This window comes from Blautia wexlerae DSM 19850 (assembly GCF_025148125.1).
Taxonomy (GTDB): Bacteria; Bacillota; Clostridia; order Lachnospirales; family Lachnospiraceae; genus Blautia_A; species Blautia_A wexlerae.
On sequence record NZ_CP102267.1, the window covers coordinates 3151706 to 3166436 of the forward strand.

The 14731-nt window shown below is 38.4% G+C and carries 18 protein-coding genes; 3 read left to right on the forward strand and 15 right to left on the reverse strand.

The genetic code is table 11. The features are described from left to right. The first annotated feature begins 11 nt into the window (after positions 1 to 11). Positions 12 to 1610 carry a hydroxylamine reductase gene (gene hcp, locus NQ550_RS14615; protein WP_025579590.1) on the forward strand — a complete coding sequence of 533 codons (1599 nt, stop codon included), beginning with the start codon at positions 12 to 14 and terminating at the stop codon, positions 1608 to 1610. Positions 1611 to 1678: 68 nt separating this feature from the next. On the opposite strand, the gene NQ550_RS14620 is transcribed toward hcp, so the two are convergent. Then, the gene (locus NQ550_RS14620) at positions 1679 to 2620 is read right to left on the reverse strand and encodes an AraC family transcriptional regulator (RefSeq protein ID WP_044996588.1); all 942 of its coding nucleotides are present in this window, start codon (positions 2618 to 2620) and stop codon (positions 1679 to 1681) included. A 110-nt stretch (positions 2621 to 2730) separates the two neighbouring features. Here NQ550_RS14620 and NQ550_RS14625 point away from each other — a divergent pair, with 110 nt between their 5' ends. Then, positions 2731 to 3957 carry an MFS transporter gene (locus NQ550_RS14625; protein WP_044996586.1) on the forward strand — a complete coding sequence of 409 codons (1227 nt, stop codon included), beginning with the start codon at positions 2731 to 2733 and terminating at the stop codon, positions 3955 to 3957. Positions 3958 to 4067: 110 nt separating this feature from the next. Here NQ550_RS14625 and asrC read toward each other — a convergent pair whose 3' ends face one another. The 14 genes from asrC to NQ550_RS22920 all read right to left on the reverse strand — a co-directional run bounded on the left by asrC (position 4068) and on the right by NQ550_RS22920 (position 14533). Next, positions 4068 to 5033 (reverse strand): sulfite reductase subunit C, encoded by a 966-nt coding sequence (asrC, locus tag NQ550_RS14630; protein ID WP_025579585.1) that lies wholly within the window; start codon positions 5031 to 5033, stop codon positions 4068 to 4070. A 13-nt stretch (positions 5034 to 5046) separates the two neighbouring features. Beyond that, positions 5047 to 5835: an anaerobic sulfite reductase subunit AsrB gene (gene asrB, locus NQ550_RS14635; RefSeq protein WP_025579584.1), complete on the reverse strand. Its 789-nt coding sequence runs from the start codon at positions 5833 to 5835 to the stop codon at positions 5047 to 5049. A gap of 1 nt (position 5836) precedes the next feature. Next, complete coding sequence (gene asrA, locus NQ550_RS14640) at positions 5837 to 6835, reverse strand: anaerobic sulfite reductase subunit AsrA (RefSeq protein ID WP_025579582.1); 999 nt, start codon at positions 6833 to 6835, stop codon at positions 5837 to 5839. Positions 6836 to 6855: 20 nt separating this feature from the next. Next, the gene (locus NQ550_RS14645; protein WP_025579581.1) at positions 6856 to 7545 is read right to left on the reverse strand and encodes a Crp/Fnr family transcriptional regulator; all 690 of its coding nucleotides are present in this window, start codon (positions 7543 to 7545) and stop codon (positions 6856 to 6858) included. A gap of 317 nt (positions 7546 to 7862) precedes the next feature. After that, on the reverse strand, positions 7863 to 8102 hold the full coding sequence (locus tag NQ550_RS14650) for a hypothetical protein (protein ID WP_025579579.1): 240 nt from the start codon (positions 8100 to 8102) through the stop codon (positions 7863 to 7865). Positions 8103 to 8161: 59 nt separating this feature from the next. Further along, entirely contained in the window at positions 8162 to 8530 is a 369-nt protein-coding gene (locus NQ550_RS14655) for a DUF2500 domain-containing protein (RefSeq protein ID WP_173699392.1), read from the reverse strand. 113 nt (positions 8531 to 8643) lie between these two features. Continuing rightward, positions 8644 to 10005, reverse strand: a complete 1362-nt coding sequence (locus NQ550_RS14660) for an MATE family efflux transporter (protein WP_259837828.1) — start codon at positions 10003 to 10005, stop codon at positions 8644 to 8646. Between the two features lie 23 nt (positions 10006 to 10028). Continuing rightward, positions 10029 to 10721, reverse strand: coding sequence for a CPBP family intramembrane glutamic endopeptidase (locus NQ550_RS14665; RefSeq protein ID WP_049947394.1), 693 nt, complete (start codon positions 10719 to 10721; stop codon positions 10029 to 10031). 185 nt (positions 10722 to 10906) lie between these two features. After that, positions 10907 to 11146: a winged helix-turn-helix transcriptional regulator gene (locus tag NQ550_RS14670; protein WP_025581328.1), complete on the reverse strand. Its 240-nt coding sequence runs from the start codon at positions 11144 to 11146 to the stop codon at positions 10907 to 10909. Between the two features lie 75 nt (positions 11147 to 11221). Beyond that, positions 11222 to 11470, reverse strand: a complete 249-nt coding sequence (locus NQ550_RS14675; RefSeq protein ID WP_120062711.1) for a hypothetical protein — start codon at positions 11468 to 11470, stop codon at positions 11222 to 11224. A gap of 59 nt (positions 11471 to 11529) precedes the next feature. Next, positions 11530 to 11898 (reverse strand): DUF2500 domain-containing protein, encoded by a 369-nt coding sequence (locus NQ550_RS14680; protein WP_120062710.1) that lies wholly within the window; start codon positions 11896 to 11898, stop codon positions 11530 to 11532. A 113-nt stretch (positions 11899 to 12011) separates the two neighbouring features. After that, complete coding sequence (locus NQ550_RS14685) at positions 12012 to 12503, reverse strand: MATE family efflux transporter (protein ID WP_226839686.1); 492 nt, start codon at positions 12501 to 12503, stop codon at positions 12012 to 12014. Positions 12504 to 12559: 56 nt separating this feature from the next. Beyond that, positions 12560 to 13882 (reverse strand): ATP-binding protein, encoded by a 1323-nt coding sequence (locus tag NQ550_RS14690; RefSeq protein ID WP_008707440.1) that lies wholly within the window; start codon positions 13880 to 13882, stop codon positions 12560 to 12562. A gap of 381 nt (positions 13883 to 14263) precedes the next feature. Next, on the reverse strand, positions 14264 to 14533 hold the full coding sequence (locus NQ550_RS22920) for a hypothetical protein (RefSeq protein ID WP_259837839.1): 270 nt from the start codon (positions 14531 to 14533) through the stop codon (positions 14264 to 14266). Between NQ550_RS22920 and NQ550_RS14700 the strand changes: the two genes are divergently transcribed. After that, the gene (locus NQ550_RS14700) at positions 14518 to 14727 is read left to right on the forward strand and encodes a hypothetical protein (protein ID WP_147612036.1); all 210 of its coding nucleotides are present in this window, start codon (positions 14518 to 14520) and stop codon (positions 14725 to 14727) included. The genes NQ550_RS22920 and NQ550_RS14700 overlap by 16 nt on opposite strands. The last annotated feature ends 4 nt before the right edge of the window (positions 14728 to 14731 follow it).

Consider the following 14731-nt stretch of genomic DNA (forward strand, 5'->3'; position numbering starts at 1 on the left):
AGGATACGACAATGGATAAAAAAATGTTTTGTTATCAGTGTGAACAGACAGTGGGATGCACTGGCTGCACAGGAAATGCAGGTGTCTGCGGAAAAAAGGCAGGCACTGCCAAATTACAGGATGAGCTGACAGGTGCGTTGATCGGTCTGGCAAGGGCTGTCGATAGCGCAGCAGCTATTTCCAAAAGTACCAGTCAGGTCATAATTGAAGGACTGTTTACTACCGTTACAAATGTGAGTTTTGACGATGCAGCAATCGAAAATATGATACAAAAAGTCAGAGCAGAAAAAGAAAGACTGGTTCCTGACTGCAGTAAATGTCAGTCACCTTGCGGTAAATCAGACGAATATGACATGCAGCAGCTGTGGAATGCAGATGAAGATATCCGCTCCCTGAAGTCCCTTATTCTTTTCGGGATTCGCGGAATGGCAGCCTATGCTTATCATGCAAATGTTCTGAATTATGAAGATGCCGAAGTAAACCGTTTCTTCTGCGAAGCATTATTTAAGATTGGTTATGAAGAAAGTATGGATACACTGCTTCCTACTGTACTGAAAGTAGGGGAAATCAATCTGAAATGTATGGCACTTCTTGACAAGGCAAATACCAAAACCTATGGAACACCGGAACCGACTGCAGTTACACTTACCGTAGAAAAAGGACCATTTATTGTAGTAACCGGTCATGATCTGAAGGATCTGCAGCTTTTACTTGAACAGACAGAAGGAAAAGGAATCAACATCTATACCCACGGTGAAATGCTCCCTGCCCATGCCTATCCACTCTTAAAGAAATTCTCTCACTTAAAAGGAAATTTCGGAACTGCATGGCAGAATCAGCAGAAAGAGTTTGATCATCTTCCGGCTCCGATCCTTTACACCACCAACTGTCTGATGCCGCCAAAAAGCAGTTATGCTGACAGAGTATTTACAACAGAAGTGGTTGCTTTCCCAGGCGCTGTTCATATCGACGAGAAGAAAGATTTCACACCGGTTATTGAAAAAGCACTGGAACTGGGTGGTTACAAAGAAGATCAGACACGCACAGGCATCAACGGCGGTACGAAAGTGACAACCGGTTTCGGGCATGCAGCTATTCTTTCCCATGCGAATACTGTAGTAGAAGCAGTAAAATCAGGCGCTATCCGCCATTTCTTCCTGGTTGCCGGCTGTGATGGTGCCAAACCAGGTCGAAACTATTATACGGAATTCGTGAAGCAGACACCTTCTGACAGTATTGTTCTCACCCTGGCATGTGGAAAATTCCGTTTCAACGATCTGGATCTGGGAGAAATCGGTGGTCTGCCAAGACTGATGGATATGGGCCAGTGTAATGATGCTTATGGTGCAATCCAGGTTGCTGTGGCACTTGCGGATGCATTTGGATGTTCTGTAAATGAGCTTCCGCTTTCCTTCGTTCTCTCTTGGTATGAACAGAAAGCAGTCTGTATCCTGCTGACACTTTTACACTTAGGTATCAAAAACATCCGTCTTGGTCCTTCTCTTCCGGCGTTCCTGTCTCCTAATATTCTGAACTATCTGGTAGAAAATTATGGTATTGCACCTATCACCACACCGGAAGAAGATATCAAAGCACTGATGAACCAGTAAAATAAATTTTTCAAAATCTTCGCAAAATTAACAAAGCCGATACAGGATTCAAAAATCCCGCATCGGCTTTATTTATGGGTCTGAAGACTCGGATCTGCCGACAACAATTTTAAACATGTGCAACGATATTCTGATGGGGTTAAATGATAACGTTTTTTAAACAATCTGCAAAAATAATCAACGTTATGAAATCCACTTTCATAGGCGATCGTTTTTACTTTTTTATTCGTATTTTTCAATAACCAGGAAGCTGCCTGAAGTCGATATCCTATCAGATAATTAACCGGTGTAGTATGTAAAAACCGGTGGAACAAATTAAGTGCAGTACTTTTGCTGATTCCTATATGTGAAGCAATTTCATCCAGAGACAAATTATGATTATAGTTTTCATGTATATATTGCATGATTAACTGCACTCTTTTCTGTGCAACTTCATCAACTGTCTGTACATCTCCTTTATCAGATAACTTTACATTTTCATAAAAAGTCAGCCATAAATCCTGCATCAATGCCAAAGTAGCAAGTTCTCTTATTTTCTCATTTCCCTGTATTTCCATTATTTTTATCATAGTTTGTATAATCTTTGTCTGCCATAGTTCATCAGTCTGAAAACGCTGGAAATATATATTCGATGAAATGATTGGCAAGATATATTTCTTATAGATCAGGCTGTTCTCCGGTGCAATAAATTCCGGCATACATACAAAGTTAGGAATGATACCACCTGATGATGCGTAAAAGCGGTGCAATATTTTAGAATTAATAAAAATTGCTTCTCCTTCTGACAATATAATCTGTTTTTCTCCTATTCCGCATGTAACTTGTCCGGACTCCACATATAAAAACTCAAATTCTCTGTGCCAGTGCCACTCAATACAATGAAAATCAAACAATTCCAGATTATCATAATAATACTGGAATGGATAGTCACTGCTTCCATGCTGTTTAATTTCCATGAACTCCTCGTCTGTAAGTATCTTATTATATATTTTATTATAATCCATCTCCATATCACATTCTTTCTTTTTTACGATATTATACAGTATTTCTACAATTTAATTCAATGTATATATCTAATATTTGCTATATAATCAAGCAAAAAAAGAAAAGAGGTATACTTATGATTTTTAAATGTAGAAATTCTATAAAAAAAACAGACTACCATAAGACAAAAATCGCCTGTTATATGGGGTTTATCACACAGGCTATTGCGGCAAACTTCGCACCGCTTCTTTTTTTGAAATTTCACAGTGACTACCATATTTCTCTCGGTAATATTGCTCTGATATCCACTTTCTTCTTTTTCACACAGCTTCTGGTTGACCTGTTCTGTGCCAAATTCGTGGACCATATCGGGTATCGTGTGTGCATTGTTACATCAGAAATATTTTCTGCACTGGGTCTGCTTGGACTGGCATTTTTACCTGATTTTTTACCTAATCCTTTTATTGGAATTATATGTAGTGTTATTGTTTATGCCATCGGAAGTGGTTTAATAGAAGTACTTTGCAGCCCTATTATCGAGGCCTGTCCGTTTGAAAACAAAGAAGCAACTATGAGTCTGCTCCATTCCTTTTACTGTTGGGGAGCTGTTGGGACAATTTTGATTTCCAGCTTATTTTTCCTGATATTTGGAATAGACAACTGGAAATGGCTCGCCGTAATATGGGCAATCATTCCTGCAGTTAATACTTATAACTTCATGACCTGTCCCATTGAACATCTAGTTGACAATGGTTCCGGAATGGGAATTAAGAATCTGTTTTCCAAACCATTTTTCTGGGTTGCAATATGTCTGATGATCTGTTCCGGAGCCTCTGAACTTGCAATGGCTCAATGGGCTTCTGCTTATGCAGAAGCCGCGCTGGGATTGTCAAAAGCCCTGGGAGATTTAGCAGGTCCATGTATGTTTGCAGTAACAATGGGAATCAGCCGTATAATTTTTGGGAAATATGGAGAGCAGTTAGATTTAATGAAGTTTATGAGTGGTTCAGGCATATTATGCGTTGTCTGTTATCTACTTGCCGCTTTGTCATCCAGCCCGATTATCGGACTTATCGGTTGTATTGCATGTGGATTTTCAGTTGGAATCATGTGGCCTGGAACAATCAGTATTTCCTCAAAAACTTTTCCAACAGGTGGAACGGCTATGTTCTCTCTTCTTGCCATGGCAGGAGATTTAGGTGGCAGCATTGGACCTGGAATTGTTGGTCGTATCACCCAGAATGCCGGAAATAATATTAGGATTGGCATGGGATTCGGACTTATTTTTCCAGTAATTCTATTGTTTATGTTATTCCTGCTGTATCGAAAAAAATCCACACAGCCTCAAATATCAAAGCACTGATGAACCATTAAAAGTAAATTTTTCAAAACTTCTGTAAGATCAATAAAGCCGATACAGGATCCAAAAATCCCGCATCGGCTTTATTGATTCTGATTATCTTTTCCCTGAAATTATCTGTAATGTATTCCGCTCCAGTAAATATTATTTTTCACGATTGTTTCTGGTGGAAGTTCTACACCGTCCAATGCCCATTTTTTATATTCTGCAAAACCCACGCGGTCAATAATGTATCCTACATGTTCCTTACCGCCAGGCGCATTGGGATCAATATATTTCTTCACAAATTTATAGGTATTCAGGATAACTTTGATGATGGTGTCTTCGTCTGCCCAGATCAGAAAATCTTCTCCCAGACGTGGATTTTTCTTTCCTGTTCGTCCCATAAGTGTCAGACGATAGTATTTCTTTTCACTTCTGGTCCATGCTCTGGTCGGACATTTTGTCACGCAGACGCCACATCCTACGCATTTTTCTTCGTTGCGTACAATCCTGTAGTTTTCCATCTTTAGCGCATCCACAGATAGCTTATCACAACCTTTTATACAGGCACCACAGGAAACACAACGATTCGGGTCATATTGTGGCTCTGTCATGCCGATAATTCCAAAATCATGCATTCTCGCCTTGATACAGTCATTGGCACATCCTGTAAGTGCAATTTTAAAATGAAGATCATTAGGAAATATCGCCTTTTCAATTCTCTTCGCAAAGGCTGCTGTATTATAATTTCCAAAAGGACAGACTCTGTTTCCGATACATGCACAGACATTTCTGGTTCCTGATGCCGGATACCCGGTACCTGTCTCATTTTGATTAATCTGAAGATTATCTATGATCGGCTGGAGCATCTCATTAACTTTATCCATATCTTCCATATGGATTCCTTCAATTTCAAATCCCTGGCGTGTGGTAAGATGAATCTGTCCGTTTCCATATTTTCTGGCAATATCCACCACCTGCTGCATGACATCTGCATTACAGCAGCCTCCCGGAACACGCACTCTGGAAGCCGTAAGCCCACGAACCTTTGATACACGGAAGGCATTTTTCTTCAGTTTCTTTGTATTAATATCCATTATGATTTCCTCCCTAATCAAACAGTTTTTTGCCTTCTGAATAGCAGAATACCGGACCATCCAGACAAATATAGGTGTCATTCATTCGGCAATGCCCGCATTTACCAAGCCCGCAGCACATTTTTCTTTCCTGCGAAATCCATATCTGTTCTTCCTTCATTCCCAGCTTTAAAAGCTCTGCTACTGCAAATTTCATCATGACCGGAGGTCCGACAACAATAGCTGCAGTCTCATGGATATTATCAGGTTCAAGCTCCGGAATATACTTTGTAACAAGTCCTGTCCTATAAGCATCGTCATCGGATGAGTCCACCGTCAGAATCAGATCCATCTGCTGTTCCCATTTCTTCAGATCTTCACGGAACAGAATATCTGACGGAGATTTAAAACCAAGGATCGTATGTAATTTTTTTACTTCATTCTGATGCTCACCGAAGTAACTGATCACGCCTCGCACAGGAGATACTCCTGTTCCACCGGCTACCACGATCAGTTCTTTCCCCTGATAATTCTCTTTCTCGAAACCATTTCCATAAGGACCACGCATAAAAAAGCTGCTTCCCTCATTCAATTCAAAAATTTCTCCGGTTACTTTACCAACCTTACGTATGGTCAGATCAACATAATCTTCTCCGATACCACTGACAGAAATGGGCGCCTCACCATATTTAGGAACAGAAACTTCAAAAAACTGCCCTGGTTTTACATCTCCCACATATGTCATACGGAATGTATATTCTGTCTCTGTATGCTTCACTATTTCTTTTATCTTAGATAAGAAAGGAATATATTCATTTGCCATCTTATTTTCCCTCCTTTTCTTTCAGTTTCTGAAGACATGCAATATAGGAAATATACTCCGGACACACATTTTCACAACGTCCACAGCCGACACACATATGGTATCCAAATCTTTTCTTATAATCTGAAATTTTATGTAATACCTTAAAACGCATTCTTTCACCCTGATTCTGGCGGAAGCTGTGCCCTCCGGCAATGTCAGAATATCCGTCCACCTGACAGGAAGCCCATACACGGCGGCGCTCTCCAGCCTTTGGATTGTCTTTATAAAAAATATCCTGCATAGTAAAACAGGTACATGTGGGACAGACAAAATTGCAGCGTCCACAGCCAATACAGCGGCTGCCATATTCCTGCCACATGGAATCCTGGTGAATTGTATCCGGAAGTTTCTCCGGAATCTCTACATAAACCTCATTCTTTTCCACAAAAGTCGGTTTCTCCTGAACATTCTGCCCACAATCCCATAATAATTCTTCCAGTTCTCTGCATCTCAGTTCCATGTAACAGCCCTTTTCATCCTGAAAAATATACATATCATATTCTTCACAACGATTTGTGCCCATACTTACACAAAAACAGTTTTTGCCGGATTCCTTACAACCCATCACAGCAAAAACTGTATTTTCCCGCATTCTTCTGTAATAATAATCCTCTGCACCGTTTTTCAGATACATCTCATCCAGACGTTTCAGAGCATGAAAATCACAGCTTTTCAAAAAAATCAATCTCTGTCTCGGTGCTCCGTCTGCTGTTTTCATCTCATTCTCTGTAAAATAAAGAATCGTCTCTGAGATTGGAAACAATGCTTCTTTAAAACTGTAATCCGACTTCTGATCCCAGACAAGTTCTTCCCAGCTGTCCAACCGTCCATAACGAATTACATCTGTATCTGAAAAACAGCCTGTTCCCTGGTAAATTCTCGGTCCATACACATCATAGGATTCCTGCAGAATTTCAAAAACCTTCTGCATCTCATCACTGTTGAAACGTTTTCCCATCAGATACCCCTTTCTTATAATCACATTTTATAGAATTCTGCAAGACCTTCAAAATCTGTCAGTGTAAATCGCTTATTACCATAATGGATCAGACCTCTGTCTGTAAGGACCTTACAGGCACGGGATACATTTTCCCTTGGTGCTCCAACCAAATCTGCCATCAGGGTAATGGTAAGATCAATATCTATCATCACTCCGTCTTCCGTATCCACACCAAAATCACGACCCAGCTTCCACAATTTTGCAGCTATTTTTCGCTCCATCTGCATGTTCCCGGTCGTATTTTTTAACTGATGGCCCATTCGCCAGAGATTTCTTTCATATTCTCTCAGAACAGCTCTTGTCAGATCATGACTCTGCTCCATAAGATGAAGGAATGGTTCTTCTGCAATTTCCAGTATCTGCACCGGACAGGCAGCCTCGCAAAAAAGTGCATTGGGCTTTTTACTTACAATACTCTGATTTAAAAGCCGTCCTTTTCCCAGGATAAAAATCACCTTTCGATTTCCGTGCTTTGTCAGATTATAAAGCATCGCCTCACCGGAATACACAAAATACACTGTTTTTGTTCTACTGCGTGAATGAAAAATCACTTCCTTTTTCTTATAAGAAACAATCTTACTTTCATTAAGCAGATTCTGCAGAATGTCCTTTGGTATTTCTCTGAAAAAATCCATATTCCCCAATTCCCTAATTGTTATCTGTCCCATTGTATCAACCTCACTGGCATAACTTTTGCAGTCTTGATAATAAACTACTCCTGTCTTGCTTTCCTTTTGTATTATAATGAAAAAGTTTGTCGTTTTCCGTGATGTATGTCACATTTATAAATATAATTAAAAAGCCAGTACACATTTAACGTACACTGGCATAATGATTCTGTAAAATGATTTCTTTCTAATTGGATAAGCTTGAAGTGGTCTCCTAATCCTTCAATTTCGTTAAATCTTCTATTGTGTATACCTCCTTAAGTCCCGATTGCGATTTCACCAGCTTTAAGAGATTTAATAACTGTTGTATTTTGTTATTAAACGGCAACTGAATTACTTTCGGCTTCCTCATAATACCTGTCAGCTATATATTCTGCCCATAATCCATTTTCTGTTTCCTGCAATGTCTTATACGTTTCTGATTTGTAAAATTTCAGTGCTGCTTTCTCAAAACTAATGTGATAATGTTGTTGCAATAATTTTAATACATCCCTTATTTGTATACATACATTCATAGTGATATCTTTTCCATTAAAACTATAAATCATTTCTGGCATAAGAATCCCTCCTTGCCAAATGCATGACTCCTCAATTTCCTGAGCAATAAAACTTGAAGTTACCTTTCAAACGCTAAGTATCTCGTTCCTTGAAAAGTCAATCTTCCTGTATCTCCTTCTGCAAGCATTCCATATTCTGTTCCTGACACCTGAAACTCCATTCTATCTCCGCTTTCTGTCTGAAATGTCACATAATACATTGTGTTTGTTGTAGTATGGAATCCGTGTGCTCCACTCGCATCCCCTGCATTTGCATGTTGATGATGTGTAATATTTTCTCTCTTCGCAATAATAACAGCTGACACGGTTGATCTAGGTGACTGATTATTCTTATTCCACGTAACAATTCCCTGCCCCAGAGAAAAAACAATAATACCAATCACAATAATAAAAATGATTGGAACTATAATACTCATCAGATCAAACATTTTCTAATTCACCTCCATAACTTCCGATTGAGATTTCACCCGTTTTGTAAGCTGATTTTCTTTCCAGTCAATTGTGGAATCCACCTGGCATATAAATCACAGAGTGGCTGTGACTATTTTCCAACCCATATTTTCTTAAAACTCACAACAAAAAACAGAGTTTCTGCAAGTCCTGTAATTCCCCATGAGAAGATATACAAAAGATACAGTGATGAAATCGTCTGGAAATGTGCAAATACTGTATAAATCCAGACAATACGAAATACGCAGGAGCCCAGGATAACGATAATGGTAGGCGGAATACTTTTTCCGATACCTCGGGATGCGGCGATACTGCCATCCATAAAACAGCTAAACGCATAGCTGAATGCCATAATACGAATCCTCTGCATACCAGCATCAATAACTGTTGGTTCCGTAGCGAACAGAGAAAGAAACTGTGGGCCAAACACAAGGAGTAGTCCACCCAGGATTGCACCGAAAATAAAGGCATATATAAGGCTGACTCTATAAGATTTCAGCATTCGTTTTTTATTACCGGCACCCCAGTTCTGACCGATAAAGCTTGCACATGCAGTATAAAAAGAAAACATGACATTATAAATCAGGGAGTCAGCATTTGCGGCAGCTGCATTTCCGGAAACCATCACTGCATCAAAAGAGTTGACACCAGTCTGCACAAACAGGTTTGCAATAGCAAAGATTCCGTTCTGAAGACCTGTAGGGATGCCAAGCATGAGAACTGCTTTGCAGGCCTTGGGGTGCAGGCAGATCTTACGCAGAGATACTTTGCAGTCATCGGTTCTTCTGAGGAGATGAATCATCACCAGAGAAGCAGAGATATACAGAGAAATTGCGCTGGCTGTTGCAACGCCTGCGGCTGCCATATGACAGACAATAACAAAAAACAGATTCAGAAGAACGTTGACCACACCTGCGATGGAAAGGTAGATCAATGGTCGTTTCGTATCACCTATGGCACTTAATACGCCGTTTCCGAAATTGTATACGGCCATTGCAGGCATTCCCAGGGAATAGATCTTCATATATAAAATAGCCTGATCAATAAGTTCCGGCTTCGTGTTCATCATGGACAGCATCCGCCCGGAAAACAGAAGACAGATGGCGCAGACGAGCAGACCTGTGATTGCGCACAAAAGAAGAGAAGTATGGATTGTTTCTTCTGTGCCTTTTTTATTACCGGCACCCAGTTCGTGAGCTACGCGGACATTGACACCGGCACCCATTCCGATAAGGATTCCGGTAAACAGAGTAACCAGCAAAGTTGTGGAGCCGACGGCACCTAGTGCCATATAATCTGCAAACCGTCCAACAACAGCAACATCGCTTAAGTTAAAAAGAACCTCCAGTACCTGTGATCCCATAAGCGGAAGGCTGAAGAGGAGTATATTTTTCCAGAGAGAGCCTGTGGTCATCTCAATGGAATGAGATTTCTTTTTTTCATTTTCACACATAAAATTACCTCATAAAAATTACTTCATTGAATTATAATCATTGCTCCTACTGCATTATAGATTATATGTAGTATGACTGCTCCCCACAGACAGTTAGTCCTTTTATATACAGCATCACAAAAGAAGTGCAAAGCAAGAAGTAATACTATATATACTGCTGATAACACATCAAAAGATACTGCTCCAGATACGACCCATTTTACAGGATAATGTATGGACAAAAAAAGAACAGAATTGATTATTCCAACTATCCACTGACTGTTTATGAGTCCAGATAATCTTGTTTGTATGTATCCTCTGAATAATACTTCTTCTTCAAAAGCAGCAAATAGAAATATAACCCAATTTAACAATTGAGGGCTGGTAAACGATATTGATTTACCTTGAATCATAAATAATACTGTCTGTATAGTAAGCAGTAAGAAACCACCTGCAAAACCAAGCCCTATACTGTTCCATATATTATCAGAATTAATTCCAATACTTCTAATGTTCTCTTTGCTACAGTAAAAGAATAAAAAAAAGCCTGCAGTCAAAATCAAAGGAATCCATATCTGCGATAAATTCAGCACAAAAATCTTTGCATTTGTTGTATAAAGCCAGCCCTGAAAGAAAGCACTGCACATAATTAAGCAGTAAACTGCAAGAGCTTTCATCCCATCCCTTTTATCATTTTTTCTCAAATTACTTTCGTACTGTATATTTACCCAACTCATTTAATCACCTTTCTAATGTGTCAGTTCGACAATTTCCAATTGAGATTTACATTTCCCATATCAAGATCCAAATCACAATTTTCAGAAAAAAATCTGGTACTGTTTTAGGCCTTATGGAGCATCTAATGATGCTTGCCACAAACAAAACCTATTTTGCGGAAACTTAAGGTTTTTGACTGGCAAAATCAGAGGATTTTCCAATAGCCCTTTCTATCAGAACCAATTCTTTCAATCACATTATTTTTCTTCATAATTTTCATATGTGTAGAAATTGTCTTTCTTGTAACAAACAGCATATTTGCTAACTTTGAAGTAGTAATGGCCGGATCATTCGATATTAGTTCTAATATTTTTGCTTCGATACCTGTAACTTTTTCTGTAACACCTGTAACCTGTTTCTCGCTTATTAAAGACTTCCGATACATATTCACCCGAAAGCTTTAAATCCCGATTGAGCTTTCATCTGTTTTAAGAGATTTAATCACTGTCGTATTTTGTTATTAAACGGCAACTGAATTACTTTCGACTTCCTCATAATACCTGTCAGCTATATATTCTGCCGATTCTGCCCATAATCCATTTTCTGTTTCCTGCAATGTCTTATACGTTTCTGATTTGTAAAATTTCAGTGCTGCTTTCTCGAAACTAATGTGATAATGTTGTTGCAATAATTTTAATACATCCCTTATTTGTATACATACATTCATAGTGATATCTTTTCCATTAAAACTATAAATCATTTCTGGCATAAGAATCCCTCCTTGTCAACTGCATGACTCCTCAATTTCCTGAGCAATAAAACTTGAAGTTACCTTTCAAACGCTAAGTATCTCGTTCCTTGAAAAGTCAATCTTCCTGTATCTCCTTCTGCAAACATTCCATATTCTGTTCCTGACACCTGAAACTCCATTCTATCTCCGCTTTCTGTCTGAAATGTCACATAATACATTGTGTTTGTTGTAGTATGGAATCCGTGTGCTCCACTCGCATCCCCTGCATTTGCATGTTGATGATGTGTAATATTTTCTCTCTTCGCAATAATAACAGCTGACACGGTTGATCTAGGTGACTGATTATTCTTATTCCACGTAACAATTCCCTGCCCCAGAGAAAAAACAATAATACCAATCACAATAATAAAAATGATTGGAACTATAATACTCATCAGATCAAACATTTTCTAATTCACCTCCATAACTTCCGATTGAGATTTCACCCGTTTTGTAAGCTGTTTTTCTTTCCAGTCAATTGCGGAATCCACCTGGCATATAAATCACAGAATGGTTGTGACTATTTTCCAGCCCATATTTTCTTAAAACTTACAACAAAAAACAGAGTTTCTGCAAGTCCTGTAATTCCCCATGAGAAGATATACAAAAGATACAGTGATGAAATCGTCCGGAAATGTGCAAATACTGTATAAATCCAGACAATACGAAATACGCAGGAGCCCAGGATAACGATAATGGTAGGCGGAATACTTTTTCCGATACCTCGGGATGCGGCGATACTGCCATCCATAAAACAGCTAAACGCATAGCTGAATGCCATAATACGAATCCTCTGCATACCAGCATCAATAACTGTTGGTTCCGTAGCGAACAGAGAAAGAAACTGTGGGCCAAACACAAGGAGTAGTCCACCCAGGATTGCACCGAAAATAAAGGCATATATAAGGCTGACTCTATAAGATTTCAGCATTCGTTTTTTATTACCGGCACTCCAGTTCTGACCGATAAAGCTTGCACATGCAGTATAAAAAGAAAACACTGAATTTATCACAGGTGAACTTTCCCTTAAAAAGACTGTTAGATATATTTCTGCAAAAATAAGAACAGTTATTCTGATACTTTATCAAAGAAAGCGATCATATAGAGCGGTAATGTGATTATTCCCTCTTCGCTGGTTCCTACATTCCCATCTATGAACTTATATCCATAGCTTATATCTTTATTATTTTTCATGATCGACTTTAGTGAATTTGCACGTGTATTTCCACTCTTGACCTCAATAGGAACTACTTTTCCATCTTTTTGAATGATTACATCAATTTCTTTTTTCGTTGTCTCATTTTTATAGAAATATAACTGATATCCCTTCTTATAAAGAGCATCTGCTACAGCACATTCAAATATTCCTCCTTTGGAATTTCCTGCTAAGGTATTTTCTATAATATGCTGCTTCAAGGAAAAATCTTTCATCGCCATCAACAGAGACAAGTCCGTTGTATAAGCTCTGAAAAAATCATCTCTTGCATAATCATCCAGATCAAATCTTATATCTGTTACAAGTTTACACAAATACAACATATCTGCACGAAGTAACCATTCGATACTAGAAAAATACTTCTGTGCCCTGCCTCCATGCTCAACTTCTTTATATTGAAATTTATGATTCTCTTTATCCAATAACTGTTTCGCAAGGGAAAGGTAGCACTTCTCCGCTTTTACTTTTTCTTCAGCTGTAGCATAATGGGCTATATCATACTGATATCCCTGTAACAGGCTTCTCTGAATCCGGTCAACCTCCCTGAAGTCTTTTGTATCTATATACTTCTGAACTGCTTCCGGCATACCACCTATAGCAACATACTGCCTAAAATATTTCATCATCTGAGAATGAATTGCCTCTGGAATAGCAGCTTTTGAACCAAGATATCCACAGAGATTCATTATCATATCCTCAGAGATTCCCATTCCCCAAAGAAACTCCTCAAAATCTATTCCATACATTTTCAGATAATCAACATACCCAACAGGGTAAGAAGAAGCACGTTTATAATCAATTCCTAAAAGTGATCCTGATGCAATAACATCAAATCTATTATCTAATGCCCAAAACTTAAGAGAAGTTATTGCTTCCTGACACTCCTGGATCTCATCCAGAAAAATCATAGTCTTTCCTGGAATAATCTTCTTTTCAGGAAAACGAAACCGCATAGCCATGACCATATTATCTACTGTTAGATCACCGGAAAAAATATCCATCGCAGAAGGTATCTGTTTAAAATTAATTTCAACAATTTCTTCATAGTTCTCTTCTGCAAATCTTTCAACTATATATGTTTTTCCTGTTTGTCTGGCTCCCTGAATTACAAGACATTTTTTGTTTTTTGAATCTACCCATTTTTTTATGTAATGCGTCACTTTTCTTTTTAACATAAAACACCTCCTGTTACCAAACAATATTTTTATCAAGAACAACTTTGTAACATTTTTAATTACTATATTTCTTTTATTATCAACATTTTAGAAAATAAAAATGTCCTTATATCAATATTCTAGAAAGCAAAAATGTATATTCGTCAACATTTTAGAATATTATATCATTGTTCAGGATATATTAAAAGACTTTTTTTCTATCAAAAGCCCTCATAATTGCAGCCTCCAATGTTCTCAAGGTACCGGCATTGTAACGCTCTTAATTATAAATATATGTATTTAATAATGAAAAATTCTGAAATCACTGATGAATATGATTCAAATCTTGCTGCAGTCTGTCACAACGGCACTTTTGTCGGAACGCAAAAAGATAGCGTTATTTCATTCAAGGGTATCCCATAAGCTTATATGAGTCCGGTAATTCTTTCCTGCGATCCTGTATTCTTCCAGATGTTCTACAAAACCATCCAGATCACCAAGTGATCTTTCAATAATATCCTCACCCAGACCGGCCGATATAATGTAGTAAACTTCTTTTTTACCAAAATGCTGCCAGATAAGCATGAGACAATCACCGCCTACTTTTACTGCAAAATCATACATAGGATAAAAGCTGGCCATAACGTTCAGTTTTTTTGTCAGAAGAAGCATTCTCTGTTTCTGCTGCATATGCAAGATTCAGTGCTCCAAAGCTGAGAGCTGTTGCCGCTGCAAGTGCTGTTATGGTAAATAATTTTTTTCATAATAAAGTCCTTTCTGCACACCCCGATGTGCCTGAAAATCTTTTTAGTGGGCGATCTGATCCATTTAATATAAGTGCAAACTGTTTGCGTTTATCAAAATAGCACT

Bases quoted from the DNA above. Each gene is read 5' to 3' on its own strand.
- NQ550_RS14650 (WP_025579579.1), bottom strand. From the start codon at position 8,102: ATGCCAGAAATGATTTATAGTTTTAATGGAAAAGATATCACTATGAAT.
- NQ550_RS14660 (WP_259837828.1), bottom strand. From the start codon at position 10,005: ATGTGTGAAAATGAAAAAAAGAAATCTCATTCCATTGAGATGACCACA.
- NQ550_RS14665 (WP_049947394.1), bottom strand. From the start codon at position 10,721: ATGAGTTGGGTAAATATACAGTACGAAAGTAATTTGAGAAAAAATGAT.
- NQ550_RS14625 (WP_044996586.1), top strand. From the start codon at position 2,731: ATGATTTTTAAATGTAGAAATTCTATAAAAAAAACAGACTACCATAAG.
- NQ550_RS14645 (WP_025579581.1), bottom strand. From the start codon at position 7,545: ATGGGACAGATAACAATTAGGGAATTGGGGAATATGGATTTTTTCAGA.
- NQ550_RS14655 (WP_173699392.1), bottom strand. From the start codon at position 8,530: ATGTTTGATCTGATGAGTATTATAGTTCCAATCATTTTTATTATTGTG.
- NQ550_RS14675 (WP_120062711.1), bottom strand. From the start codon at position 11,470: ATGCCAGAAATGATTTATAGTTTTAATGGAAAAGATATCACTATGAAT.
- NQ550_RS14690 (WP_008707440.1), bottom strand. From the start codon at position 13,882: ATGTTAAAAAGAAAAGTGACGCATTACATAAAAAAATGGGTAGATTCA.
- hcp (WP_025579590.1), top strand. From the start codon at position 12: ATGGATAAAAAAATGTTTTGTTATCAGTGTGAACAGACAGTGGGATGC.
- asrC (WP_025579585.1), bottom strand. From the start codon at position 5,033: ATGGATATTAATACAAAGAAACTGAAGAAAAATGCCTTCCGTGTATCA.
- asrB (WP_025579584.1), bottom strand. From the start codon at position 5,835: ATGGCAAATGAATATATTCCTTTCTTATCTAAGATAAAAGAAATAGTG.
- NQ550_RS14680 (WP_120062710.1), bottom strand. From the start codon at position 11,898: ATGTTTGATCTGATGAGTATTATAGTTCCAATCATTTTTATTATTGTG.
- NQ550_RS14620 (WP_044996588.1), bottom strand. From the start codon at position 2,620: ATGGAGATGGATTATAATAAAATATATAATAAGATACTTACAGACGAG.
- NQ550_RS14670 (WP_025581328.1), bottom strand. From the start codon at position 11,146: ATGTATCGGAAGTCTTTAATAAGCGAGAAACAGGTTACAGGTGTTACA.
- NQ550_RS22920 (WP_259837839.1), bottom strand. From the start codon at position 14,533: ATGCTTCTTCTGACAAAAAAACTGAACGTTATGGCCAGCTTTTATCCT.
- asrA (WP_025579582.1), bottom strand. From the start codon at position 6,835: ATGGGAAAACGTTTCAACAGTGATGAGATGCAGAAGGTTTTTGAAATT.